Origin of the sequence: Variovorax paradoxus (genome assembly GCF_022009635.1) — a bacterium.
In the GTDB taxonomy this organism is placed as follows: domain Bacteria; phylum Pseudomonadota; class Gammaproteobacteria; order Burkholderiales; family Burkholderiaceae_C; genus Variovorax.
Window position 1 is genome coordinate 3554833 of sequence record NZ_CP091716.1, and the last position, 23478, is coordinate 3578310.

The following is a 23478-nucleotide window of genomic DNA, read 5'->3' on the forward strand; positions in this document are numbered from 1 at the left end:
AACCCGCTTTCCCGCCGGATTAGAATCCCGGGTTGCCCAGTTTTGCAGGCGGCACCAGCGTGCCTCCGCTTAAATCCCGCCAGCGAGTGTAAGTCCTTGATCTGTATTGATAAAAAAAGATGCAGGCCCCGCGCAACAGCCCCCTTACCAGGAAGACATCATGACCGTGACCGTTGAAACTCTCGAGAAGCTCGAACGCAAGATCACGCTGACCCTGCCGGTCGGCACCATCCAGTCCGAAGTCGATTCGCGCCTCAAGAAGCTCGCGCGCACCGTCAAGATGGACGGCTTCCGTCCCGGCAAGGTGCCGATGAACGTCGTGGCCCAGCGCTATGGCTACTCGGTGCACTACGAAGTCATGAACGACAAGGTCGGCGAGGCCTTCTCGCAAGCCGCGAACGAAGCCAAGCTGCGCGTCGCCGGCCAGCCCCGCATCACCGAGAAGGAAGACTCGCCCGAAGGCGAACTCGCCTTCGACGCAATCTTCGAAGTGTTCCCCGAAGTCAAGATCAACGACCTGTCGGGCGCCGAAGTCGAGAAGCTCTCGGCCGAAGTGGGCGAAGACGCCATCGACAAGACCCTGGACATCCTGCGCAAGCAGCGCCGTACCTTCGCCCAGCGCGCGCAAGACGCCGTGGCCCAAGACGGTGATCGCGTGACGGTCGACTTCGAAGGCAAGATCGACGGCGAGCCCTTCCAGGGCGGCAAGGCCGAAGACTTCCAGTTCATCGTCGGCGAAGGCCAGATGCTCAAGGAATTCGAAGACGCGGTGCGCGGCATGAAGTCCGGCGACAGCCGCACTTTCCCGCTGTCGTTCCCGGCCGACTACCACGGCAAGGACGTGGCCGGCAAGCAAGCCGACTTCCTCGTGACCGTGAAGAAGATCGAAGCCTCGCACCTGCCCGAAGTCAACGAACAGCTCGCCAAGTCGCTCGGCATTGCCGAAGCCACCGTGGAAGGCCTGCGCGCCGACATCAAGCGCAACCTCGAGCGCGAAGTGAAGTTCCGCCTGCTGGCCCGCAACAAGAACGCCGTGATGGACGCCCTGGTGGCCAACGCCGAACTCGACCTGCCGAACGCCAGCGTGCAAGCCGAAGTGAACCGCATGGTCGAAGGCGCCCGTGCCGAGCTGAAGCAGCGCGGCATCAAGGATGCCGACAAGGCTCCGATTCCCGACGAAGTGTTCCGTCCGCAAGCCGAGCGCCGCGTGCGCCTGGGCCTGGTGGTGGCCGAACTGGTGCGTGCCAACAACCTGCAGGCCAAGCCCGAGCAGATCAAGGCCCACATCGACGAACTGGCCGCCAGCTACGAAAAGCCGGCCGACGTGGTGCGCTGGTACTTCAGCGACAACAACCGCCTGGCCGAAGTCGAAGCCGTCGTCATCGAGAACAACGTGACCGACTTCGTCCTGGGCAAGGCCAAGGTCAACGAGAAGTCGGTGTCGTTCGACGAACTGATGGCGCAGCAGCAAGGCTGATCTTCGCCGCCGCCCGCTACGCCAATGGGGCTTGTGCTTTGCGGCACGAGCCCCATTTCACTCAGGCGTACAGTTCACAAGTAGCGAACGATTTCATTTTCCGGAGAGCATATTCATGAGCGCACAGGAAATCCAAGGCCTCGGCATGGTCCCGATGGTCATCGAGCAATCGGGCCGCGGCGAGCGGTCTTATGACATCTACTCGCGGCTCCTCAAGGAGCGCATCATTTTCCTGGTGGGCGAGGTCAACGACCAGACGGCCAATCTCGTGGTGGCGCAGCTGCTGTTCCTCGAGAGCGAGAACCCGGACAAGGACATCTCCTTCTACATCAACTCCCCGGGCGGCAGCGTGAGCGCCGGCATGGCGATCTACGACACCATGCAGTTCATCAAGCCGGACGTGTCGACCATGTGCCTGGGCTTCGCGGCCAGCATGGGCGCCTTCCTGCTGGCGGCCGGCGAGAAGGGCAAGCGCTTCTCGCTGCCCAACTCGAAGATCATGATCCACCAGGTGCTGGGCGGCGCACGCGGCCAGGCCACCGACATCGAGATCCATGCGCGCGACATCCTGCGCACCAAGGACCAGATGAACCGCATCCTGGCCGAGCGCACCGGCCAGCCGCTGGAAAAGGTCAAGACCGACACCGAGCGTGACTATTTCCTCACGGCCGACGAGGCCAAGGACTACGGTCTGGTCGACCAGGTCGTCGCCAAGCGCGGTTGAAGGCCGGCGCCGGCGGCGCCAAATGGCAGAAACGGCGTTTTCCACACGGGAAACGCCGTTTTTGTTTAGTTATCATTGTCCCTACCCTGTAACGAGGCATCTGTCCATGGCCGAAAAAAAAGGCTCTTCCAGCGAAAAAACGCTTTATTGCTCGTTCTGCGGCAAGAGCCAGCATGAGGTCAAGAAGCTGATCGCGGGCCCTTCGGTCTTCATCTGCGACGAGTGCATCGACCTTTGCAACGAGATCATCCGCGACGAACTGCCCGCGGGTGAAGAGGCGCGCGAGGCACGCAGCGACCTGCCGACGCCGCTGGAGATCAAGACCAACCTCGACAACTACGTGATCGGCCAGGAGCCGGCCAAGCGCATGCTGTCGGTGGCGGTCTACAACCACTACAAGCGCCTGCGCCACAAGGAAAAGGCCAAGGGCGACGACGTGGAGCTCAGCAAGAGCAACATCCTGCTGATCGGCCCCACGGGCTCGGGCAAGACGCTGCTGGCGCAAACGCTGGCGCGCATGCTTGACGTGCCGTTCGTGATGGCCGACGCCACCACGCTGACCGAAGCCGGCTACGTGGGCGAAGACGTCGAGAACATCATCCAGAAGCTGCTGCAGAGCTGCAACTACGAGGTCGAGCGCGCCCAGCGCGGCATCGTCTACATCGACGAAATCGACAAGATCTCGCGCAAGTCCGACAACCCCTCGATCACCCGCGACGTGTCGGGCGAGGGCGTGCAGCAGGCCTTGCTGAAGCTCATTGAAGGCACCATGGCCAGCGTGCCGCCGCAGGGCGGGCGCAAGCACCCGAATCAAGACTTCCTGCAGATCGACACGACCAACATCCTGTTCATCTGCGGCGGCGCGTTCGCCGGCCTCGAAAAGGTCATCGAAAACCGCACCGAGGCCTCGGGCATCGGCTTCGGCGCCGCTGTCAAGAGCAAGGCCCAGCGCAGCATCACCGAGGTGTTCCGCGAAGTCGAACCCGAAGACCTGATCAAGTTCGGCCTGATCCCCGAACTCGTGGGCCGCATGCCCGTGGTCGCGTCGCTCGCCGAACTCAGCGAAGACGCGCTGGTCCAGATCCTGACCGAGCCCAAGAACGCCGTGGTCAAGCAGTTCACCAAGCTGTTGCAGATGGAAGGCGTTGACCTCGAGATCCGCCCGGCGGCGCTCAAGGCGATCGCGCGCAAGGCCCTGGCCCGCAAGACCGGCGCGCGCGGCCTGCGCTCGATCCTTGAACAGTCGCTGATCGACACCATGTTCGAATTGCCGAACGCGACCAATGTCGACAAGGTGGTGGTCGAGGAATCGACCATCGACGAAAACAAGCCCCCGCTGCTCGTGTACCGCGAGGCGGCGAAAAAGGCTTAAAGCCAAAGACGCGAAGGATCTGCATGTCTGGCCACACACCCCTGCCTCCCGAAGCCCTCGACCTGCCGCTGCTGCCGCTGCGGGACGTCGTGGTGTTTCCCCACATGGTGATCCCGCTCTTCGTGGGCCGCCCCAAGAGCATCAAGGCGCTGGAGCTGGCCATGGAGGCGGAGCGCCGCATCATGCTGGTGGCCCAGAAGGCCGCCGCCAAGGACGAGCCCTCGGTAGAGGACATGTTCGAGGTCGGCTGCGTCTCGACCATCCTGCAGATGCTCAAGCTGCCCGACGGCACGGTGAAGGTGCTGGTCGAGGGCCAGCAGCGCGCCCGCGTGAACCGCATCGATGACGGCGAGACCCATTTCTCGGCCAACGTGACGCCTGTCGAGGCGGTCGAAGGCGGCGAGAAGGGCACCGAGGTCGAGGCGCTGCGCCGCGCCGTGATGCAGCAGTTCGACCAGTACGTCAAGCTGAACAAGAAGATTCCGCCCGAGATCCTGACCTCGATCTCGAGCATCGACGATCCGGGCCGCCTGGCGGACACCATCGCCGCGCACCTGCCGCTCAAGCTCGACAACAAGCAGGCCGTGCTGGACCTCGACGACGTCAAGGCCCGCCTGGAAAACCTGTTCGGCCAGCTCGAGCGCGAAGTCGACATCCTGAACGTCGACAAGAAGATCCGCGGCCGCGTGAAGCGCCAGATGGAGAAGAACCAGCGCGACTTCTACCTCAACGAGCAGGTCAAGGCCATCCAGAAGGAGCTCGGCGAAGGCGAAGAGGGCGCGGACATCGAGGAGATCGAGAAGAAGATCAAGCTCGCGAAGATGTCCAAGGAAGGCCTGAAGAAGGCCGAGGGCGAGCTCAAGAAGCTCAAGCTCATGTCGCCCATGTCGGCCGAGGCCACCGTGGTGCGCAACTACATCGACGTGCTGATCGGCCTGCCCTGGAGCAAGAAGACCAAGATCAAGCACGACCTGGCCAACGCGGAGGCGGTGCTCAATGCCGACCACTACGGCCTCGAGAAGGTCAAGGACCGCATCCTCGAATATCTCGCGGTGCAGCAACGTGTCGACAAGGTCAAGGCACCGATCCTGTGCCTCGTCGGACCTCCGGGCGTGGGCAAGACCTCGCTGGGGCAGTCGATCGCCAAGGCGACCGGCCGCAAGTACACCCGCATGGCGCTGGGCGGCATGCGCGACGAAGCCGAGATCCGCGGCCACCGCCGCACCTACATCGGCGCGCTGCCGGGTAAGGTGCTGCAGGGGCTGAGCAAGATCGGCACGCGCAATCCGCTGTTCCTGCTCGACGAGATCGACAAGCTGGGCACGGACTTCCGCGGCGACCCGTCGAGCGCGCTGCTCGAGGTGCTCGACCCCGAGCAGAACCACACCTTCGGCGACCACTACGTGGAAGTCGACTTCGATCTGAGCGACGTGATGTTCGTCGCCACCTCGAATTCGATGAACATTCCGCCGGCGCTGCTGGACCGCATGGAAGTCATCCGCCTCTCGGGCTACACCGAGGACGAGAAGACCAACATCGCGATCAAGTACCTGCTGCCCAAGCAGATGAAGAACAACGGCGTGAAGGACGAAGAACTCTTCGTCACCGAAGAGGCCGTGCGCGACATCGTGCGCTACTACACGCGTGAAGCGGGTGTGCGTTCGCTCGAGCGCGAGCTGTCCAAGATCTGCCGCAAGGTGGTGAAGGGGCTGCTGCTCAAGCAGCTCACGCCGAAGGTCACGGTCGACGGCGCGAACCTCAACGAGTTCCTGGGCGTGCGCAAGTACAGCTTCGGCCTCGCGGAAAAGCAGAACCAGGTCGGCCAGGTGGTCGGCCTTGCATGGACCGAAGTCGGCGGCGACCTGCTGACGATCGAGGCCGTGACCATGCCCGGCAAGGGCGTGATCAGCCGCACCGGTTCGCTGGGCGACGTGATGAAGGAGTCGGTCGAGGCCGCACGCACCGTGGTGCGCAGCCGCTCGCGCCGCCTGGGCATCAAGGACGAAGTGTTCGAGAAGCGCGACATCCACATCCACGTGCCCGACGGCGCCACGCCGAAGGACGGCCCGAGCGCGGGCGCGGCAATGACGACGGCCTTCGTGTCGGCGCTCACGGGCATTCCCGTGCGCAGCGACGTCGCGATGACCGGCGAGATCACGTTGCGCGGCGAGGTGACGGCCATCGGCGGCCTGAAGGAAAAGCTGCTGGCCGCGCTGCGCGGCGGCATCAAGACCGTGCTGATCCCGGAAGAGAACGCCAAGGACCTGCAGGACATTCCCGAGAACGTGAAGAACGGCCTCGAGATCGTTCCCGTGAAGTGGATCGACAAGGTGCTCGAGATCGCTCTCGAGAAGATGCCTGAAGAATTGTCCGACGAAGAAGTGGCCGCATCGGCTGCTGCAGTGGCCGAACTGGCCAAGCAGCGTGCTGCGGCGCCGGCTTCCGGAGGCTCCGTCAAACATTGATCGATCGATTGATCGCAAAACTTTCAGAGTCCAGAAATATTGGTATATAATTCGAGGCTCGAAACGCGGGAATAGCTCAGTTGGTAGAGCGCAACCTTGCCAAGGTTGAGGTCGAGAGTTCGAGACTCTTTTCCCGCTCCAGTTTTGAAAAAGGGAAGCTCCAGCTTCCCTTTTTTTCGCTAGGTCGATTTCGTTTTTCTGCGTGGCGCGATAGCAAAGCGGTTATGCAACGGATTGCAAATCCGTCTAGCCCGGTTCGACTCCGGGTCGCGCCTCCACCCTCTCGTTCAACTCGATTCGACCCCGACCACCAAGCCCCGCCAACCAACGTTGCCGGGGCTTGTTTTGTTTGGGTTATCTTCGATGTTCAACCTGACGCCCGGATGGTGAAATTGGTAGACACATCGGACTTAAAATCCGCCGCTTCCTTAATCGGGGCATACGGGTTCGACCCCCGTTCCGGGTACCACATTTACAAGGGAGCATTCGATGCCTCGCTACAACGCTCCATTTGAGATCCATGTGCACGGCGATGTGCCGTTGCGCGCGGACGTGAGCTTCGACCAGATCCAGGAGGCGCTCAAGCCCCTGTGGAAGTACGCCGGCGCCAAGTCGCTGGCCGACGGCGCCACCAGCACCTACGAAGAAGAGCCGGGCATCCGCTTCGAGCAGAAGGACCACATGCTCCAGATCTGCTGGACGGTGCCGGGCGACGAAGACTTCCGCCAGGCGCTCGACGAGATGTGCATGGGCCTGAACGAGCTGTCGGACCGCGGCGCGGCCATCGAGGTCACGTTCTACGACACCGACTTCGACGAGGAAGAGGGCGACCCCGAAGAAGAGTCGCGCGACGACTTCCTGATGCTGTTCGTCGGCCCCAATCCGGCAGCCATCATGCAGGTGCAGCGCGACCTGCTGGTGGAAGACGTCGTAAACCTCATGGAACGCCACTTCGACGGTGCCGAACTGGGTGGGGTCGTTTCCGAGATCGATCGCCTCTTCAGCGACCGTTTTGACGCCTTGGTGAACTCGCTGGAAATCGGCAAGCGCCCGCGCGGCACGGGCGGCCCCGGCAGCGGGGGCAGCGGCGGTGGACACGGCGGCGGGCGCCGTCCGCGCCACCTGCACTGAGCAACAGCAGAAGAAAAAGAAAAAAGAAACTTCAGGGTGCTTGCCGCAGCAGCGACTTCGGCACCTTGAAGCGCTCGCCGTCATAGCGCAGCGTCACTGTGCTGAACTTCGCGGGCAGCGCCTTCTCCACGCACCCCTGGTCTTCCTCTTCCTGCGCGCGGCTTTGCACCAGCGTGCGCGACAGCTGCAGGTCGGCAAAGCCGTTGCTCGTCGTCTTGCCGACCGACAGCATCGTGCGCAGCTTCTCGAAGTGGCCGGTGCAGGTCGAGTCCCATCCCCCGTTGTCGTGGTCGAGCTCGACCTCCTGCAGCACCTGGCGGAACTGCTTGCCGTGCTGCACGTACAGGCGCACGGTCTCGCTCGCCAGCGGGCTGCCGGGGGCGCTGGTGCCCCGGTAGCGCACGCGCACGCCGAAGGCGCGGGCGTCGGACGCCAGCACGTAGCGCGAGGTGTCGATGCGGATGTCCTGGATCGAGGTGGTGGCGTCCTCGTCGAGTGCCTCGGGCTGGAAGAGCCGGCCAATCACGGTGTCGCGTTCAGTGTTGCCGTTGTCGGGGCGCTGGATCAGCAGCAGCTCCAGGTCGAAGACCTTGGCGCCGTTATCGGTGGTCTCGCGCGGCAGCGGCAACACGACGATGCTGCGCCCCGGAAAAGCCGGCCAGACCTTGCAGGCCGCGAGCCGCTCGTCGAGCGGTCGCTTGGGGTGCAGCTTGGCGTGCATGCGTTCGGCCAAACCGCTCTCGCAGGCCGCATGACTCAGGCCGGCGGCCAGCAGAAGGCTCAGGAAGAGGGCAGCGTGGCGAATCTGGGAACGCATGGAAGTCGTGGAGTCCGATCAGGCTGAAGCGGCGGTGGTGCCGGTGGCAAGCCCGAGCCAGCGCGCCGCGGCGGCTTCGAGCACGGCAACATTGCCGCTGCTTTCGAGGCGCAGCCCGCCGGTGGTGCCGCTGCCCGCGAGCCGGCCGGCCGAAGCCAGCAGGCGCCGCGTCTGCTGCGCGACGGGCACACCGGTATCGATGAAGCGCAGCGTGGCCGGGGCATGCCGGCGCAGCTCGTCCTTCACGAGCGGGTAGTGGGTGCAACCAAGCACCACCGTGTCGACCTGCGTCGGCCCATCGCCGAAAGGCCCGGCCTCACGCATGTAGCGCTCGCACAGCGCCGCAATGCCGGCGGCATCGAAGCCTTCGATGGCCTTCACCAGCCCGTCGCAGGGCACCGGCCGCACCTCGGCCGACCCGGCGAACGAGGCGCGCAGGGCCGCGTACTTGGCGCTGGCCAGCGTGCCGCGCGTGGCCATCACCGAGATGTGCCCCGTGCGGCTGGCTGCCACGGCGGGCTTGAGACCAGGCTCCAGCCCGACGATCGGCAGGTCGGGATGCTCGGCGCGCATCAGGTGGATGGCGGCGGTCGTGGCCGTGTTGCACGCCACGACCAGTGCCTTGATGCCGTGCTCGCGCCGCAGGTGTTCGACCACCGCGCGCGAGCGCTCGATCACGTAGGCGTCTCCGCGCTCGCCGTAGGGCGCATAGGCCGTGTCGGCGAAGTACACGAAGTTCTCGTGCGGCAACTCGGCCCTCAGCGCGGCCAGCACGCTGAGGCCGCCCACGCCGCTGTCGAAGACGCCTATCGGGTTCAACTCAGGCTTCTTCCATCATGATGGTCTTGAATTCGCCGCTGGCGATGCGCTTTTGCCACTCGGCCGGGCCGGTGATGTGCGCGCTGGTGCCGCCGGCGTCGACCGCCACCGTCACGGGCATGTCGACCACGTCGAATTCGTAGATGGCTTCCATGCCCAGGTCCTCGAAGCCCACCACCTTGGCGGTCTTGATGGCCTTGCTGACCAGGTAGGCGGCGCCGCCCACGGCCATGAGGTAGGCGCTCTTGTGCTTCTTGATGGCCTCGATGGCGACCGGGCCGCGCTCGGCCTTGCCGATCATCGCGATCAGGCCGGTTTCGGCCAGCATCATTTCGGTGAAGCCGTCCATGCGCGTGGCGGTGGTCGGGCCTGCGGGACCCACGGCCTCGTCGCCTACCGGGTCGACCGGGCCGACGTAGTAGATGACGCGGTTGGTGAAGTCCACCGGCAGCTTCTCGCCCTTGGCCAGCATGCCCTGGATGCGCTTGTGAGCGGCGTCGCGGCCGGTGAGCATCTTGCCGTTCAGCAGGATCGTGTCGCCCGGCTTCCAGCTTGCCACTTCGGCGGGCGTGAGCTTGTCGAGGTCGACGCGCTTGCTCTTCTTTTCGTCGGGGGCCCAGTTCACGTCGGGCCACAGGTCGAGCGAGGGCGCCTCGAGGTACACGGGGCCGCTGCCGTCCATCGTGAAGTGCGCGTGGCGCGTGGCCGCGCAGTTGGGGATCATGGCCACGGGCTTGCTCGCCGCGTGCGTGGGGTACATCTGGATCTTGACGTCGAGCACGGTGGCCAGGCCGCCCAGGCCCTGCGCGCCGATGCCCAGCGCGTTGACCTTCTCGTACAGCTCGACGCGCAGCGCCTCGACCTTGCTCAGCTCGGCGCCCGAGTTCTTCTTGGCCAGCAGCTCGTGCATGTCGAGGTCGTCCATCAGGCTTTCCTTGGCCATCAGCGCGGCCTTCTCGGCGGTGCCGCCGATGCCGATGCCCAGCATGCCCGGGGGGCACCAGCCGGCGCCCATGGTCGGCACGGTCTTGAGCACCCAGTCGACCACGCTGTCGCCGGGGTTCAGCATGACCAGCTTGCTCTTGTTCTCGCTGCCGCCGCCCTTGGCGGCCACGGTGACCTCGAGCTTGTCGCCCGGAACGATCTCCGTGAAGATGACCGCGGGCGTGTTGTCCTTGGTGTTCTTGCGGTCGAACTGCGGGTCGGCCACCACCGAGGCGCGCAGCGTGTTGTCGGGGTGGTTGTAGCCGCGGCGCACGCCTTCGTTGATGGCGTCGTCCAGGCTGCCGGTGAAGCCGCCCCAGCGCACGTCCATGCCCACCTTGAGGAACACGTTGACGATGCCGGTGTCCTGGCAGATCGGGCGCTGGCCCGTGGCGCTCATCTTGCTGTTGGTCAGGATCTGCGCGATGGCGTCCTTGGCCGCGGGGCTCTGCTCGCGCTCGTAGGCGCGGGCCAGGTGGGCGATGTAGTCGGCGGGGTGGTAGTAGCTGATGTACTGCAGCGCGGCGCTGATCGATTCGATCAGGTCGGCCTGCTGGATCGTGGTCGTCATGGTGGGGGGCTTTTTTAGGAATGTGAAAACGCCCCCCGATTATCTCAGCCCATCGCCTAGGGAGCCGCCGCGGCCCGCGCCTGGGCGATCCACCCGTCGAACAGCTCCTGGTGCGCCTTGATCCACCCGTCGGTGTGCCGTTCCACGTCCTGCTGCGTGTTCGCGCCCTGGCTCATGCGCAGGTTCTGCGCGTTGATGTCGCTGATCGGCAGCTTCATGACCTCGAACAGCTTGCCCGCGGCCGGGTTCTTCTCGACGAAGGCCCGGTTGGCCACGATCTGCTCCTGGTTGGCCTGGAAGCCGTAGTTCTTGCCGTTCGGCAACTGGGTGTCGACGTTGCCGGCGTCGCCCTGCGACGAAGAGAAGGGCACCTGCAGCCACACCACGTCCGCCCCCGGGCGCAGCACGGCGCTGACCCAGTAGGGCGTCCACGTGTAGTACAGCACCGGCTTTTCCTGCTTGAAGCGGGCGATGGTGTCGGCCATCAGCGCGGCGTAGCTGCCTTGCTTGTGGGTGACGGTGTCGCGCAGCTGGTAGGCCGTCAGGTGGTTCTCGATGGCCAGCTCGCAGCCCCAGCCGGGGTTGCAGCCCGTGAGGTCGGCCTTGCCGTCGCCGTCCGCGTCGAACAGCTTGGCGATGGCCGGGTCCTTCAGCTGGGCGATGCTGGTGATGCCGTATTGCTCGGCCGTCTTGCGGTCGATCAGGTAGCCCTGCACCGCGCCGTCGGAGTACACGCCCTTGCGCCACAGCTTGGCATCGCCGCCGCTGTTCTTGTAGAAGTCGGCATGCAGCAGGCTCCAGTGGTTGGTCATGAAAGTGGCGTCGCCGTTGGCGATGGCCAGGTGCTCGGTGGCGGGCTCCAGGTCTTTCATGGGCTCGACGGTGTAGCCGAGCTTCTCGAGCGCGCGCATCACCAGCAGCGTCTGGAAGGCCTCCTCGGCCAGCGAGCTTTTCAGCGGCAGCACGGTCACGCCCTTGCCGGGCAGGTCGTTGCCCGTGGCCAGGGCCGTGGCGCCGCAGGCCACGAAGGCCAGGGCCAGCAGGCCGCGTGCGATGAGACTGGTTTTCTTCGTCATGCGTTGGTGTCCTCCGTTCATTGCGCCTGGGTCGACAGGGCAGGCACCGGCTCGCCAGCGGCGCGGCTCGGCGCCACCGCGCGTTGCAGCATGCGCAGCGCGAAGCCCACCGGCCCGGTGTGCCACCAGCGGCGGCCGCCGGCACGGCGCGACTTGCCCATGGCCTGCGTCAGGCGGTCCAGCGAGATCGCCAGCAGCACGATGCCCAGGCCGCCAACGGTGGCCAGGCCCATGTCGAGCCGGCCGATGCCGCGCAGCACCATCTGGCCGAGGCCGCCCACGGCGATCATCGAGGCGATCACCACCATCGACAGCGACAGCATCAACGCCTGGTTGATGCCCGCCATGATCGACGGCATGGCCAGCGGCAGCTGCACTTTCACCAGCATCTGCCAGGGCGAGGCGCCGTAGGCGCGCGCGGCCTCGATGAGGTCAGGCCGCACCTGGCGCAGGCCGAGGTTGGTCAGGCGCACCAGCGGGGCCAGCGCGAAGATGATCGTGACGATCACGCCCGGTACGTTGCCGATGCCGAACAGCATCACCACCGGTACCAGGTACACGAAGGCGGGCGTGGTCTGCATGGCGTCGAGCACCGGCCGCATGATCCGCTGCGCCCGGTCGCTGCTGGCCAGCAGCACGCCCAGCGGCAGACCGATGACCATGCAGAACACCAGCGAGGTCAGCACCAGCGACAGCGTCACCATCGCCTCGGGCCAGATGCCCAGCATGGCCACCAGCAGCAGCGCCACGGTGGTGCCGATGGCCAGCGCGCGGCCCGCGAACTGCCAGGCGAACAGGCCGATCAGCGCGATCATCGCCAGCGTGGGCAGGCCGGTCAGCAGGCTCTGCACCGAATTGAGCGTGCTGTCGATGGGCAGGCGCACGGTCTGGAAGAAGGGGCGGAAGTGCTCGACCACCCAGCCCAGGCCCTGGTTGATCCAGGACTCGATGGGCAGCGAGCCGTCCCACAGGCGGTGCAGCTGGAAGCCGCCGGTGGCGGCATCGGCCTGGCCGGCCATCTGGTGCGCTGTGTGGGCGGGGGCGTCGAGCCAGGCGCTGGTCGACGCGGGGTCGGGCGCGGCGGACATCGCTTCCCACGGATCGACCGGCGCAGGCATCGGCGCGGGCGTCGCGAGCGTGGAGGCAGCGTCGTTAAGGGGCGCGAGTTCGGAGGGCAGTGTGGTGTCGTTCATCTGGAGGTCCTTCGAAATCGGTCAGGCCACTGCTGCTGCGGCGGCGGGTTGCTGTTGCGGCTGGTGCGTGGGGTCGATCGGCGGCGTGTCGCGGTCGAGGAACTTCAGCAACGTCGTCTTGCTGATGGCGCCGCAGAAGCGGCCGTCGGCGGCCACCACAGGCACCGCGCACGGCGCCTGGCCCACCTGGCCGAAGAGGCCGGCCACGGGCGCGTCGGCCTCGATCACGCCCAGGTCGCTGAGAAACGCGTGCCGCAGGCCCAGCGGGCCCGAATGGCCGTCCAGCGCCGCGCGCAGGGTGTCGGCCGACACGGTGCCCAGGTAACGCTTGTTCGGGCTGGTCACGTAGGCGAAGTCGCGGTCCTGGTCTTCCAGCTGCTTGAGCGCCGCGCGCGCGCCGCGCTCGGGGTGCTCGCTGACCACGGTGAGCTGCTTGCGCGCGATGTCGCCGGCCTTGAACACGGCCGCCGCGTCCACGCCGCGCACGAAGCTGCGCACGTAGTCGTTGGCGGGGCTGCGCAGGATCTCGTCGGGCGTGCCGACCTGGATCACCTGGCCGTCCTTCATGATCGCGATGCGGTCGCCGATGCGCATGGCTTCGTCGAGGTCGTGCGAAATGAAGACGATGGTGCGGCGCTGCTCCTGCTGCAGGCGCAGCAGCTCCGACTGCATCTCGGTGCGGATGATCGGGTCGAGCGCCGAGAAGGCTTCGTCCATCAGCAGGATCGACGGGTCCGAGGCCAGCGCCCGCGCCAGGCCCACGCGCTGCTGCATGCCGCCGGAAAGCTCGTCAGGGTAGCTGGCGCCCCAGCCCGCCAGGCCCACCTGCGCCAGTGCCTTGTCGGCCTGCGCGAGGCGCTCCTTCTTGCCCGTGCCCGAGAGCTCGAGGCCGAAGGCGGTGTTCTCGCGCACCGTCATGTGCGGCATCAGCGCGAACGACTGGAACACCATGCTGATGTCCTTGCGGCGCAGCGCGCGCAGGCGGGCGTCGGAGTGTTCGTTGATGTCGGCGCCGTCGATCACGATGCGGCCCGCGGTCGGCTCGATCAGCCGGTTCAAGAGGCGCACCAGCGTCGACTTGCCCGAACCCGAGAGCCCCATGATGACGAAGATTTCTCCGGCCTGGATTTCGAAAGTGGCGTCGAACACGCCGATCGACTGGCCGGTGCGGGCCAGGATTTCTTTCTTGGACAGACCTTGCCGGACCAGCTCCAGTGCTTGCTCGGGCTCGTCGCCGAACACCTTGAAGACATGGTCGATGAGAATTCCTTTGGCCATACGTCGGGGCTCCTTTCGTGTGAAGGGTTGACAGATCGCCGCCCCCGAAAGGACGACGCGACCACGCCCCCAGCCCATTCGATGGACTGCCGACAGGCACTGAAGACGACTTGGCGACGAAACCAGTGCCCGCCGGATGCTTCATTCGCAGAGCGGCGGGCCTGGTCGAGGGGCGCCGCCTGGATGAGCTTGGCGTGGCAATGGGGACGGAAAGATCCGTCCGGTTTGCCGGGCTTGGCCCGGCGGGGGACCTTGCACCGCGACGGGATTCGGTGATCCGCGAGTAGTGAAGGCTTGACCGACGCTGTCATCATCATGACTTGTCGGTCGTCAGAAGACGTTAATCATAACTTTTTGACATGATGAGGTCAAGGCGCGGGAGGTATCAGCCTGTCAGCGGCAGCGCAATAGCCTCGTCAGATGAGAGCCACTCTTATTGGCGCGATACTGTGCATCGCGCCGGAAAGCGGCGCGCTTTTTCTTGAATGCGGAGCTTTTTCTCATGACGACTTCCCCCAAGACCCGTGCCGAGCGCGACACCTTCGGACCGATCGACGTGCCGGCCGACAAGCTGTGGGGCGCGCAAACGCAGCGCTCGCTGCAGAACTTCGACATCTCCGGCGAGCAGCAGCCGCGCGAAATCATCAAGGCGCTGGCGCAGGTGAAGCGCGCGTCGGCCGTGGTCAACCATGCGCTGGGCCTGCAGGACGAGAAAAAGACCGGCGCCATCGTGGCCGCGGCCGACGAAGTCATCGCCGGCAAGCACCCGGGCGAGTTCCCGCTGGTGGTCTGGCAGACCGGCTCGGGCACCCAGACCAACATGAACGTCAACGAAGTGCTGGCCAACCGCGCGAGCGAGCTGCTCGGCGGCGAACGCGGCGAAGGCCGCCTCGTGCACCCGAACGACGACGTGAACCGCAGCCAGTCGAGCAACGACGTGTTCCCGACCGCGATGCACGTGGCCGCCGTGGAAGCCATCACCCACAAGCTGCTGCCCGCCATCGCCAAGCTGCGCGGCACGCTGGAGCAGAAGTCGAAGGACTTCGCGGACATCGTGAAGATCGGCCGCACCCACCTGCAGGACGCCACGCCCCTCACGCTGGGCCAGGAGTTCTCCGGCTACGTGGCGCAACTGGCGAATGGCGAGGCGCATGTGCGCGCCGCGCTGCCGCACCTGAGCGAACTGGCGCTGGGCGGCACGGCCGTCGGCACCGGTCTCAACGCGCCCAAGGGCTACGCGGAGCAGGTGGCGGCCGAGCTGGCGAAGATCACAGGCCTGCCGTTCGTGACCGCGCCGAACAAGTTCGAAGCCATGGCCAGCGTCGACGCGCTGGTGCATGCCCACGGCGCGCTGAAGACGCTGGCCGCCAGCATGAACAAGATCGCCAACGACGTGCGCTGGCTCGCCAGCGGCCCGCGCAGCGGCATCGGCGAACTGAGCATCCCCGAGAACGAGCCGGGCTCGTCGATCATGCCGGGCAAGGTCAACCCGACGCAGAGCGAGGCGGTCACGATGCTGGCCGCGCAGGTGTTTGGCAACGACGTGGCCATCAACATCGGCGGCGCGTCGGGCAACTTCGAGCTGAACGTGTTCCGCCCGATGGTGGCGCACAACTTCCTGCAGAGCGTGCGCCTGCTGGCCGACGGCATGGTGAGCTTCAACGACCACTGCGCGGTGGGCATCGAGCCGAACCGCGAACGCATCACCGAGCTGGTGCAGCGTTCGCTGATGCTGGTGACGGCGCTGAACACGCACATCGGCTACGACAAGTCGGCCTACATCGCCAAGAAGGCGCACAAGGAAGGCACGAGCCTGCGCGAAGCCGCCATCGCGTCGGGCCACCTCACGGCCGAGCAGTTCGATGCATGGGTGGTGCCGGAGAACATGACCGGCCGTTGATTCGCCAGTCGGCACCATGAAAAAAGGACCCTCGCGGGTCCTTTTTCATTTTCAATAACCGGTGGTGTAGCGCTGACGGGGGTGAGAGGGCTTTTCCAGCTCGTCGATGAACGCGATCGCGTAGTCCGCGAAGGTGATCCAGCTGCGGCCTTCGGCGCTTACCAGCAGGTCGTCCTTGCCCAGGCGGAACTTGCCGGTGCGCTCGCCTTCGACGAATTCGGCGGAGGGCGACAGGAAGGTCCAGTCGAGATCCTTTTCGCTGCGCAGGGTGTCGAGGAACACGCCGCCGGCCGAGGCCTCGGCGCGGTAGGCGTCCGGGAAGTTGGGCGTGTCGATCACCTTCAGGCCGGGCGCCGCGAACAGGCTGCCGGCGCCGCCGACCACCAGCAGGCGCTTCACGCCGGCACGCTTCGTCGGCTCGATGATGGCCGCGGGCGGCACGGTGGCGAAGTGCGCGGCGCTGAACACGGCGTCGTGGCCGGCCAGGGCCTTCTCGAGGGCGGCGCCGTCGAGCACGTCGAGGTCGACGGCCTTCACGCTGGCGCGGCCGGCCAGCTTGGCGCTGGCCTTGCGGGCGATGGCGGTGACGGTGTGGCCGCGGCGCAGCGCCTCTTCGAGAAGCTGGCTGCCGGCGCGCCCGGTGGCGCCGATGATGGCGATGTGGCTCATGGTGATCTCCAGAAAGTGGATGGGATGAACCGCATCTTAGGTTTCTGCTTTCGAAAGAAATACCTCGATTTGCGCGCTTGTTTATTCCTAAAATCGTGCAAATGGATCGATTGAATGCAATGCGGGTGTTCGTCAACGTGGTCGATTCGGGCAGCCTTTCCGCTGCCGCCGACAAGCTCGACCTGTCCCGTCCGGTGGTCACGCGCTACGTGGCCGAACTGGAGCAGTGGACCGGCGCGCGCCTGCTGCATCGCACGACGCGCCGGCTGAGCCTCACGGCGGCTGGCGAAGAGCTGCTGCCGCGTTGCCGCCAAGTGCTGGAACTCACGGGCGACATGCAGGCCGCGGTGCGGCACCCGGCCGAGGCGCCGCGCGGGCAGCTGCGCATCACGGCCAGCACGTCGTTCGCGCAAGCGCAGCTGGCCGGGGCGGTGGCCGACTATGTGCGGCTCTATCCGGGCGTGGCGGTCGACCTGGTGCTGCTCGACCGGTCGGTCAACCTGGTGGACGAGCGCATCGACCTCGCGATTCGGGTGGCTGCGGAAATCGACCCCAACCTCATCGCCCGGCGGCTTACCGACTGCCGCTCGGTGGTGTGCGCCTCACCGGGCTACCTGAAGGAGCAGGGCAGGCCGCTGCGGGTGGAAGAGTTGGCCCAGCGCAATTGCCTCACGCATTCCTACTTCGGGCGCAGCCTGTGGAACTTCACGCGCAAGGAAGACGGGGAGCCGGTGTCGGTGGCCGTGGGCGGCAACGTGTCGACCAACGATGCGGCCAGCCTGATGTACCTGGCGCGGGCCGGGGCGGGCATCGCGATGCTGCCGACCTACCTCACGTCGGAGCTGCTGCAGAAGGGGGAACTGGTGCGGCTCTTTACCGATTTCGAGCCGCAGGTGGTGGGCATGTACGCGGTGTATGCCTCGCGCAAGCACATGCCGGCCACGCTGCGCACGATGCTCGACTTTCTGGCCGCGCGCTTTACTGAAGTGCCTGCGTGGGACGCGCCGCACGCAGGCTAGGGGCAGGGCTCAGTGGCGGTCGTCGCCGTGCGGCGCCGACGAGGTCATGAGCTTGTCGGTGTAGGCGATGGCCATGGCCGAGAACAGGAACGCGATGTGGATCACCGTCTGCGCGATGAGCACGCGGTCGGTGTAGTTGTCGGCGTTGATGAAGGTCTTCAGCAGGTGGATCGAGCTGATGCCGATGATGGCCGTGGCCAGCTTCACCTTGAGCACCGATGCGTTCACGTGGCTGAGCCACTCGGGCTGGTCGCGGTGGCCTTCGAGGTCCATGCGGCTCACGAAGGTCTCGTAGCCGCCCACGATCACCATGATCAGCAGGTTGGAGATCATGACCACGTCGATCAGCGCCAGCACCACCAGCATGATCACCGTCTCGTTCAGCGTGCCGACCGGTGCGGTGGTCTTGTAGCCGATGCTGGTGATCAGCGCCTGCAGGGCTTCCTTGCTGCCGAAGGCTGCTTCCACGAGGTGCAGCAGCTCGACCAGGAAATGCACCACGTACACCGCCTGCGCCACGATCAGGCCCAGGTACAGCGGCAATTGCAGCCAGCGGCTCGCGAAAATCAGCTTGGGCAGCGGCCGAAGCGGCGAACCACGGCGCGGTACGGGCGGGTTCCGGGTGTCGAAGGGATCGGGAGCGGACATCGGGAGGGCGGTTGTTTTGGACGGGGGATTCTAGGGGTGTCCCCGTGTCGCACTCGTGATAACCCCGCGAACTAACATCGGGCAGTCACCGACCCGTCAGTGACCCGTAAGTGGGCACGCCGACATTACGGCCGCATCCATCCAGGAGACATAGAGCATGAGCAGCGCATCGAAGAACATTGAATCCGTCCTGGTCGAGAACCGCGTGTTCCCGCCCGACGCCCGCGCCACCGAAGGCGCCCGTATTTCCGGCATGGCCGCCTACGAGGCCCTGTGCAAGGAAGCCGAACAGGACTTCGACGGTTTCTGGACCCGCCTGGCCAAGGGCAACCTGCAGTGGACCAAGCCGTTCACCAAGACGCTCGACGAGTCGAACGCACCGTTCTACCAATGGTTCGGCGACGGCGAACTCAACGCCAGCGCCAACTGCCTCGACAGGCACGTCGGCACCCCGGTCGAGAACAAGACCGCCATCGTCTTCGAGGCCGACGACGGCACCGTCACCAACGTCACCTACAAGGAACTGCTGGCCCGCGTGAGCCAGTTCGCCAATGCGCTGAAGGCGCAGGGCATCAAGAAGGGCGACCGCGTCATCATCTACATGCCGATGACCGTGGAGGGCGTGATCGCCATGCAGGCCTGCGCGCGCATCGGCGCCACCCACAGCGTGGTGTTCGGCGGCTTCTCGGCCAAGGCGCTGCAGGAGCGCATCATCGACGCGGGCGCGGTGGCGGTCATCACGGCCAACTACCAGCTGCGCGGCGGCAAGGAACTGCCGCTGAAGGCCATCGTGGACGACGGCATCGCGCTGGGCGGCTGCGAGTCGATCAAGACCGTGTTCGTATATGAGCGCACGCCCACCGCCTGGACGCGCGTCGAAGGCCGCGACAAGACCTTCGACGAAGCGCTCAAGGGCCAGAGCACCGAGTGCGCGCCCGTGCCGGTGAATGCCGAGCATCCGCTGTTCATCCTCTACACCTCGGGCTCCACCGGCAAGCCCAAGGGCGTGCAGCACGCCACCGGCGGCTACCTGCTGTGGGCCAAGCTCACGATGGACTGGACCTTCGACATCAAGCCCGAAGACGTGTTCTGGTGCACCGCCGACATCGGCTGGATCACCGGCCACACCTACGTCGCCTACGGCCCGCTCGCGGCCGGCGCCACGCAGGTGGTGTTCGAAGGCATCCCGACCTTCCCGCACGCGGGCCGCTTCTGGCAGATGATCGAGAAGCACAAGGTCAGCGTGTTCTACACGGCGCCCACCGCCATCCGCTCGCTCATCAAGGCGGCCGAGGGCGACGAGAAAGTGCACCCGAAGAACTGGGACCTCACCAGCCTGCGCATCCTCGGTTCGGTCGGCGAGCCGATCAATCCGGAGGCGTGGATGTGGTACCACCGCCATATCGGCGGCGAGCGCTGCCCGATCGTCGACACCTTCTGGCAGACCGAGACCGGTGGCCACGTCATCACGCCGCTGCCGGGCGCCACGCCGCTGGTGCCGGGCTCGTGCACGCTGCCGCTGCCGGGCATCATGGCCGCCATCGTCGACGAGACGGGTAAAGATTTGCCCAACGGCGCGGGCGGCATGCTGGTCATCAAGCGGCCCTGGCCCTCGATGATCCGCACCATCTGGAACGACCCCGAGCGCTTCAAGAAGAGCTACTTCCCCGAGGAAATGGGCGGCACCATCTACCTGGCCGGCGACGGCGCGGTGCGCAGCGCCGACCGCGGCTACTTCCGCATCACCGGCCGCATCGACGACGTGCTCAATGTGTCGGGCCACCGCCTGGGCACGATGGAAATCGAATCGGCGCTGGTGTCCAAGACCGACCTCGTGGCCGAAGCCGCCGTGGTGGGCCGACCCGACGACGTGACCGGCGAGGCGGTGTGCGCCTTCGTCGTGCTCAAGCGCGGCCGCCCGACCGGTGATGAAGCCAAGCAGATTGCCAACGAGCTGCGCAACTGGGTCGCCAAGGAAATCGGCCCCATCGCCAAGCCCAAGGACATCCGCTTCGGCGACAACCTGCCCAAGACGCGCAGCGGCAAGATCATGCGCCGCCTGCTGCGCAGCATCGCCAAGGGCGAGGCCATCACGCAGGACACTTCGACGCTGGAGAACCCGGCCATCCTGGAACAGCTGGCCGAGAAGCTCTGACGGCTGTAGGACGTGGCCCCCTGTGGGGCCATAAGCCCGTGGACGGCCTCCGGCTGGGGTAAAACCGTCGGAATGACCGTGCGCCTCGACGCGCACGGCTGTTTCCGATGTGTTCGATCTTTCCGAAGGAGGCCCCCATGGGCGTGAGATCTGCTTTTCTTTTTGTCATCGTGCTGCTCATCGCGGCACTCGCCGCGTTGAACTGGGGCACGCTGTCCGCGCCCACCGACGTGTGGCTGGGCTTCATGACCGTGTCGGCGCCGCTGGGGCTGATCATGCTGGGCCTCACGGTGGTGCTGGCGGCCTTCTTCCTCGTGTACGTGCTGTACCTGCACAGCTCCGTGCTGATCGACACCAAGCGCCACACGAAGGAAATGCAGGCTCAGCGCGATCTGGCCGACAAGGCCGAAGCGTCGCGCTTTACCGAGCTGCGCAATTTCCTGGAAGCGCAGGAGAACAAGCACATGGCGCAGAACGCCGACCGGCAGACCGCGCTGCTGGCGCGTCTGGATCAGCTGGAGACGTCGGTCCGGTTGCGCTCCGACCAGACCGACAACACGGTGGCCGCGCACATCGGCCAGCTCGAAGACCGCATCGAGCGCCGGCCGCTGTCGCCGGTCGTGATGCCGGCCGACATCAACCCGCAGGGTTGAGCGAAAAGGCGCTTTCTTTTTTACTTACTTCGTCTGCAGCACCCAGGTGGCGAGCTTCTTCGCATCGGCTTCGCTGACCTGGTTGTTGGCCGGCATCGGCACCGGCCCCCAGACGCCGGAGCCGCCCTTCATGATCTTGCTGGCGAGCTTGTCGACCGCGCCCTTGTCGTCTTTGTACTTCGCGGCCACGTCCTTGAACGACGGCCCGAGCACCTTGCGCTCGACCGCATGACAGCTCATGCAGTTCTTCGAGGTGGCCAGCGCCAGGTCGGCGAAGGCGGGCGCGGCGAGTACGCCAAGGCCGAGACCCAGGGCTGCCGTCATCAAGACTCTTTTCATGGGGATCTATTTCGTAAGGGCTGAGTTACATTCGGCTCAACGCGATTGTAGGTAGCGCCGTGCACGGCGTCCCTCAGCGTTGCCAATACAACCTCAAGGGATTCGCGATGTGGTTTCTGGCATTGGGCCTGCTCGGCCTGGCCCTGAAGTATCTCGAAGTCGGCATGGTCGCCGGCTGGAGCTGGTGGATCGTGCTGTCGCCGTTTGCCATGGCCCTCGCGTGGTGGGCATGGGCCGATTCGTCGGGCTATACCAAGCGCAAGATCATGGAGCGGGAAGACCAGCGCAAGCAGGCGCGCATCGACCGCCAGAAAACCAACATGGGCGTCAAGACCACCAACGCTCAGCGCCGGAAGTAGGGCTCGCCCCCAGGCTGCGCGGCACTTCGTGTCCGCTTCGCCTTCCCCCTACCGGGGGCAACACCTGAGGCCCGGCAAAGCCGGTTCCTCGGTGTTTCTTGCAATACCTGCCCTGGTCAGAATTTGTCGAGGACTGCGCCTGAGCTGGCGCTCGAGGCATTGAACGCGAACTTCGCCTGCACGCCGCGCGTGTAGCGCGGTGCCGGTGCCTTCCAGCCTTCGCGGCGCTTGGCGATCTCGGCTTCGGGCACGTTCAGCTCGAGCTTGAGTTCATGCGCGTCGATGGTGATCGAGTCGCCCTCGTTCACGAAGGCGATGGTGCCGCCCGCGGCGGCTTCGGGTGCCACGTGGCCCACCACCATGCCCCAGGTGCCGCCGGAGAAGCGGCCGTCGGTGATCAGGCCCACGCTTTCGCCGAGGCCCGCGCCGATCAGCGCGCCGGTGGGCGCCAGCATCTCGGGCATGCCGGGGCCGCCCTTGGGGCCGAGGTAGCGCAGCACCATCACGTCGCCGGCCTTGATCTTGCCGTCCAGAATCGCCTTGAGCGCCGACTGCTCGTCGTCGAACACGCGGGCCGGGCCGGTGATGACCGGGTTCTTCAGGCCGGTGATCTTGGCCACGGCGCCTTCGGGCGACAGGTTGCCCTTCAGGATGGCCAGGTGGCCTTCGTCGTACATCGGCTTGTCGATCGGGCGGATCACGTCCTGGTCGGCGCGCGGCACGTCCGGCACGTCCTTGAGCACTTCCTCGATCGTCTGGCCGGAGATGGTGATGCAGTCGCCGTGCAGCAGGCCTGCCTTCAGCAGCACCTTCATCACTTGCGGAATGCCGCCGGCCTGGTGCAGGTCGACCGCGAGGTACTTGCCCGAGGGCTTCAGGTCGCAGATGACCGGCACCTTCTTGCGCATGCGCTCGAAGTCGTCGATGGTCCACTCCACGCCGGCCGCGTGCGCGATGGCCAGGAAGTGCAGCACCGCGTTGGTCGAGCCGCCGGTGGCCATGATGACCGCTACCGCGTTCTCGATGGCCTTCTTGGTCACGATGTCGCGCGGCTTCAGGTCTTTCTTGATCGCCTCGATCAGCACCTTGGCCGACTCCTTGGCCGAGTTGGCCTTTTCGTCGTGCGGGTTGGCCATGGTCGACGAGTAGGGCAGCGAGATGCCCAGCGCCTCGAAGGCGCTCGACATGGTGTTGGCGGTGTACATGCCGCCGCACGAACCGGTGCCGGGAATGGCGCGCTTCTCGATCTCGAGCAGGTCTTCGTCGCTCATGTTGCCGGCGGCGTTCTGGCCCACGGCTTCGAACACGCTCACGATGTTCAGGTCCTGGCCCTTGTAGCGGCCCGGAAGAATGGTGCCGCCGTACACGTAGATGGCCGGCACGTTGGCGCGCAGCATGCCCATCAGGCCGCCGGGCATGTTCTTGTCGCAGCCGCCGACCACCAGCACGCCGTCCATCCACTGGCCGCCCACGCAGGTCTCGATGCAGTCGGAAATGACTTCGCGGCTGACCAGCGAGTACTTCATGCCTTCGGTGCCCATGGCCATGCCGTCGGAGATGGTGGGGGTGCCGAACACCTGCGCGTTGCCGCCGGCTTCCTCGATGCCCGCGATGGCCGCGTCAGCCAGCTTCTGCAGGCCCGAGTTGCAGGGCGTGATGGTGCTGTGGCCGTTGGCGACGCCGACCATCGGCTTCTTGAAGTCGCTTTCCTCGTAGCCCATGGCGTAGAACATGGAGCGGTTGGGGGCGCGGCTCTTGCCTTCGACGATGTTGGCGCTGCGGCGGTTGATCTGGATCGGTTTGGTGTCCATGGTGTCTCTTCTGTCGTG

Annotated in this window: 20 protein-coding genes and 3 tRNA genes; 13 read left to right on the forward strand and 10 right to left on the reverse strand. The window is 65.7% G+C overall.

Features of this window, described 5'->3' with window-relative positions; genetic code table 11:
• Positions 1–160: 160 nt before the first annotated feature.
• From tig to L3V85_RS16535, 8 genes are all read left to right on the forward strand, one after another.
• Positions 161–1477 (forward strand): trigger factor, encoded by a 1317-nt coding sequence (gene tig, locus L3V85_RS16500; protein WP_237680134.1) that lies wholly within the window; start codon positions 161–163, stop codon positions 1475–1477.
• Positions 1478–1592: 115 nt separating this feature from the next.
• Positions 1593–2201: an ATP-dependent Clp endopeptidase proteolytic subunit ClpP gene (gene clpP, locus L3V85_RS16505; RefSeq protein WP_237680135.1), complete on the forward strand. Its 609-nt coding sequence runs from the start codon at positions 1593–1595 to the stop codon at positions 2199–2201.
• Between the two features lie 106 nt (positions 2202–2307).
• Positions 2308–3573 (forward strand): ATP-dependent Clp protease ATP-binding subunit ClpX, encoded by a 1266-nt coding sequence (clpX, locus tag L3V85_RS16510; protein WP_237680136.1) that lies wholly within the window; start codon positions 2308–2310, stop codon positions 3571–3573.
• A gap of 23 nt (positions 3574–3596) precedes the next feature.
• Complete coding sequence (gene lon / locus L3V85_RS16515; protein ID WP_237680137.1) at positions 3597–6038, forward strand: endopeptidase La; 2442 nt, start codon at positions 3597–3599, stop codon at positions 6036–6038.
• 65 nt (positions 6039–6103) lie between these two features.
• Positions 6104–6179 (forward strand) — tRNA-Gly (locus L3V85_RS16520).
• A 63-nt stretch (positions 6180–6242) separates the two neighbouring features.
• Positions 6243–6316, forward strand: a tRNA-Cys gene (locus L3V85_RS16525).
• A 99-nt stretch (positions 6317–6415) separates the two neighbouring features.
• Positions 6416–6507 (forward strand) — tRNA-Leu (locus tag L3V85_RS16530).
• A gap of 20 nt (positions 6508–6527) precedes the next feature.
• On the forward strand, positions 6528–7169 hold the full coding sequence (locus tag L3V85_RS16535) for a DUF6806 family protein (protein WP_237680138.1): 642 nt from the start codon (positions 6528–6530) through the stop codon (positions 7167–7169).
• Positions 7170–7200: 31 nt separating this feature from the next.
• Here L3V85_RS16535 and L3V85_RS16540 read toward each other — a convergent pair whose 3' ends face one another.
• The 6 genes from L3V85_RS16540 to proV are packed head-to-tail and all read right to left on the reverse strand — an operon-like array spanning position 7201 to position 13907.
• Positions 7201–7986 carry a hypothetical protein gene (locus L3V85_RS16540; protein WP_237680139.1) on the reverse strand — a complete coding sequence of 262 codons (786 nt, stop codon included), beginning with the start codon at positions 7984–7986 and terminating at the stop codon, positions 7201–7203.
• Between the two features lie 18 nt (positions 7987–8004).
• The gene (gene murI / locus L3V85_RS16545; protein ID WP_237680140.1) at positions 8005–8805 is read right to left on the reverse strand and encodes a glutamate racemase; all 801 of its coding nucleotides are present in this window, start codon (positions 8803–8805) and stop codon (positions 8005–8007) included.
• A gap of 1 nt (position 8806) precedes the next feature.
• Positions 8807–10360 carry a fumarate hydratase gene (locus tag L3V85_RS16550; protein ID WP_237680141.1) on the reverse strand — a complete coding sequence of 518 codons (1554 nt, stop codon included), beginning with the start codon at positions 10358–10360 and terminating at the stop codon, positions 8807–8809.
• A gap of 56 nt (positions 10361–10416) precedes the next feature.
• Positions 10417–11436 (reverse strand): glycine betaine/L-proline ABC transporter substrate-binding protein ProX, encoded by a 1020-nt coding sequence (proX, locus tag L3V85_RS16555; protein WP_237680142.1) that lies wholly within the window; start codon positions 11434–11436, stop codon positions 10417–10419.
• 17 nt (positions 11437–11453) lie between these two features.
• The gene (gene proW, locus L3V85_RS16560) at positions 11454–12629 is read right to left on the reverse strand and encodes a glycine betaine/L-proline ABC transporter permease ProW (RefSeq protein ID WP_237680143.1); all 1176 of its coding nucleotides are present in this window, start codon (positions 12627–12629) and stop codon (positions 11454–11456) included.
• A gap of 21 nt (positions 12630–12650) precedes the next feature.
• The gene (proV, locus tag L3V85_RS16565) at positions 12651–13907 is read right to left on the reverse strand and encodes a glycine betaine/L-proline ABC transporter ATP-binding protein ProV (RefSeq protein ID WP_237680144.1); all 1257 of its coding nucleotides are present in this window, start codon (positions 13905–13907) and stop codon (positions 12651–12653) included.
• A gap of 502 nt (positions 13908–14409) precedes the next feature.
• On the opposite strand from proV, the gene fumC reads away from it, so the two are divergent.
• A complete protein-coding gene (gene fumC, locus L3V85_RS16570; protein WP_237680145.1) occupies positions 14410–15807 on the forward strand; it encodes a class II fumarate hydratase in 1398 nt (465 codons plus the stop codon).
• 51 nt (positions 15808–15858) lie between these two features.
• Here the strand turns inward: fumC and L3V85_RS16575 are convergent, their stop codons facing one another.
• Positions 15859–16476 (reverse strand): NAD(P)-dependent oxidoreductase, encoded by a 618-nt coding sequence (locus L3V85_RS16575; RefSeq protein WP_237680146.1) that lies wholly within the window; start codon positions 16474–16476, stop codon positions 15859–15861.
• 101 nt (positions 16477–16577) lie between these two features.
• Here L3V85_RS16575 and L3V85_RS16580 point away from each other — a divergent pair, with 101 nt between their 5' ends.
• Positions 16578–17495 (forward strand): LysR family transcriptional regulator, encoded by a 918-nt coding sequence (locus L3V85_RS16580; RefSeq protein ID WP_237680147.1) that lies wholly within the window; start codon positions 16578–16580, stop codon positions 17493–17495.
• Positions 17496–17504: 9 nt separating this feature from the next.
• Here the strand turns inward: L3V85_RS16580 and L3V85_RS16585 are convergent, their stop codons facing one another.
• The gene (locus L3V85_RS16585) at positions 17505–18143 is read right to left on the reverse strand and encodes a YqhA family protein (RefSeq protein WP_237680148.1); all 639 of its coding nucleotides are present in this window, start codon (positions 18141–18143) and stop codon (positions 17505–17507) included.
• A 157-nt stretch (positions 18144–18300) separates the two neighbouring features.
• On the opposite strand from L3V85_RS16585, the gene acs reads away from it, so the two are divergent.
• The gene (gene acs, locus L3V85_RS16590; protein WP_237680149.1) at positions 18301–20298 is read left to right on the forward strand and encodes an acetate--CoA ligase; all 1998 of its coding nucleotides are present in this window, start codon (positions 18301–18303) and stop codon (positions 20296–20298) included.
• A gap of 137 nt (positions 20299–20435) precedes the next feature.
• Positions 20436–20951: a LapA family protein gene (locus L3V85_RS16595; RefSeq protein ID WP_237680150.1), complete on the forward strand. Its 516-nt coding sequence runs from the start codon at positions 20436–20438 to the stop codon at positions 20949–20951.
• Positions 20952–20975: 24 nt separating this feature from the next.
• Here the strand turns inward: L3V85_RS16595 and L3V85_RS16600 are convergent, their stop codons facing one another.
• Positions 20976–21290, reverse strand: coding sequence for a c-type cytochrome (locus tag L3V85_RS16600; protein WP_237680151.1), 315 nt, complete (start codon positions 21288–21290; stop codon positions 20976–20978).
• 107 nt (positions 21291–21397) lie between these two features.
• Here L3V85_RS16600 and L3V85_RS16605 point away from each other — a divergent pair, with 107 nt between their 5' ends.
• Positions 21398–21649, forward strand: a complete 252-nt coding sequence (locus L3V85_RS16605) for a TIGR04438 family Trp-rich protein (RefSeq protein ID WP_237680152.1) — start codon at positions 21398–21400, stop codon at positions 21647–21649.
• A gap of 116 nt (positions 21650–21765) precedes the next feature.
• Here the strand turns inward: L3V85_RS16605 and ilvD are convergent, their stop codons facing one another.
• Positions 21766–23460 carry a dihydroxy-acid dehydratase gene (gene ilvD, locus L3V85_RS16610; protein WP_237680153.1) on the reverse strand — a complete coding sequence of 565 codons (1695 nt, stop codon included), beginning with the start codon at positions 23458–23460 and terminating at the stop codon, positions 21766–21768.
• Between the last annotated feature and the right edge of the window lie 18 nt (positions 23461–23478).

Excerpts from the sequence above, each read along its gene's own strand:
- L3V85_RS16600 (WP_237680151.1), bottom strand. The coding sequence starts at position 21,290 with ATGAAAAGAGTCTTGATGACGGCAGCCCTGGGTCTCGGCCTTGGCGTA.
- L3V85_RS16535 (WP_237680138.1), top strand. The coding sequence starts at position 6,528 with ATGCCTCGCTACAACGCTCCATTTGAGATCCATGTGCACGGCGATGTG.
- L3V85_RS16540 (WP_237680139.1), bottom strand. The coding sequence starts at position 7,986 with ATGCGTTCCCAGATTCGCCACGCTGCCCTCTTCCTGAGCCTTCTGCTG.
- lon (WP_237680137.1), top strand. The coding sequence starts at position 3,597 with ATGTCTGGCCACACACCCCTGCCTCCCGAAGCCCTCGACCTGCCGCTG.
- L3V85_RS16605 (WP_237680152.1), top strand. The coding sequence starts at position 21,398 with ATGTGGTTTCTGGCATTGGGCCTGCTCGGCCTGGCCCTGAAGTATCTC.
- clpX (WP_237680136.1), top strand. The coding sequence starts at position 2,308 with ATGGCCGAAAAAAAAGGCTCTTCCAGCGAAAAAACGCTTTATTGCTCG.
- L3V85_RS16550 (WP_237680141.1), bottom strand. The coding sequence starts at position 10,360 with ATGACGACCACGATCCAGCAGGCCGACCTGATCGAATCGATCAGCGCC.
- proX (WP_237680142.1), bottom strand. The coding sequence starts at position 11,436 with ATGACGAAGAAAACCAGTCTCATCGCACGCGGCCTGCTGGCCCTGGCC.
- L3V85_RS16580 (WP_237680147.1), top strand. The coding sequence starts at position 16,578 with ATGGATCGATTGAATGCAATGCGGGTGTTCGTCAACGTGGTCGATTCG.
- L3V85_RS16585 (WP_237680148.1), bottom strand. The coding sequence starts at position 18,143 with ATGTCCGCTCCCGATCCCTTCGACACCCGGAACCCGCCCGTACCGCGC.
- proW (WP_237680143.1), bottom strand. The coding sequence starts at position 12,629 with ATGAACGACACCACACTGCCCTCCGAACTCGCGCCCCTTAACGACGCT.
- fumC (WP_237680145.1), top strand. The coding sequence starts at position 14,410 with ATGACGACTTCCCCCAAGACCCGTGCCGAGCGCGACACCTTCGGACCG.
- ilvD (WP_237680153.1), bottom strand. The coding sequence starts at position 23,460 with ATGGACACCAAACCGATCCAGATCAACCGCCGCAGCGCCAACATCGTC.
- proV (WP_237680144.1), bottom strand. The coding sequence starts at position 13,907 with ATGGCCAAAGGAATTCTCATCGACCATGTCTTCAAGGTGTTCGGCGAC.
- acs (WP_237680149.1), top strand. The coding sequence starts at position 18,301 with ATGAGCAGCGCATCGAAGAACATTGAATCCGTCCTGGTCGAGAACCGC.
- clpP (WP_237680135.1), top strand. The coding sequence starts at position 1,593 with ATGAGCGCACAGGAAATCCAAGGCCTCGGCATGGTCCCGATGGTCATC.
- L3V85_RS16595 (WP_237680150.1), top strand. The coding sequence starts at position 20,436 with ATGGGCGTGAGATCTGCTTTTCTTTTTGTCATCGTGCTGCTCATCGCG.
- L3V85_RS16575 (WP_237680146.1), bottom strand. The coding sequence starts at position 16,476 with ATGAGCCACATCGCCATCATCGGCGCCACCGGGCGCGCCGGCAGCCAG.
- tig (WP_237680134.1), top strand. The coding sequence starts at position 161 with ATGACCGTGACCGTTGAAACTCTCGAGAAGCTCGAACGCAAGATCACG.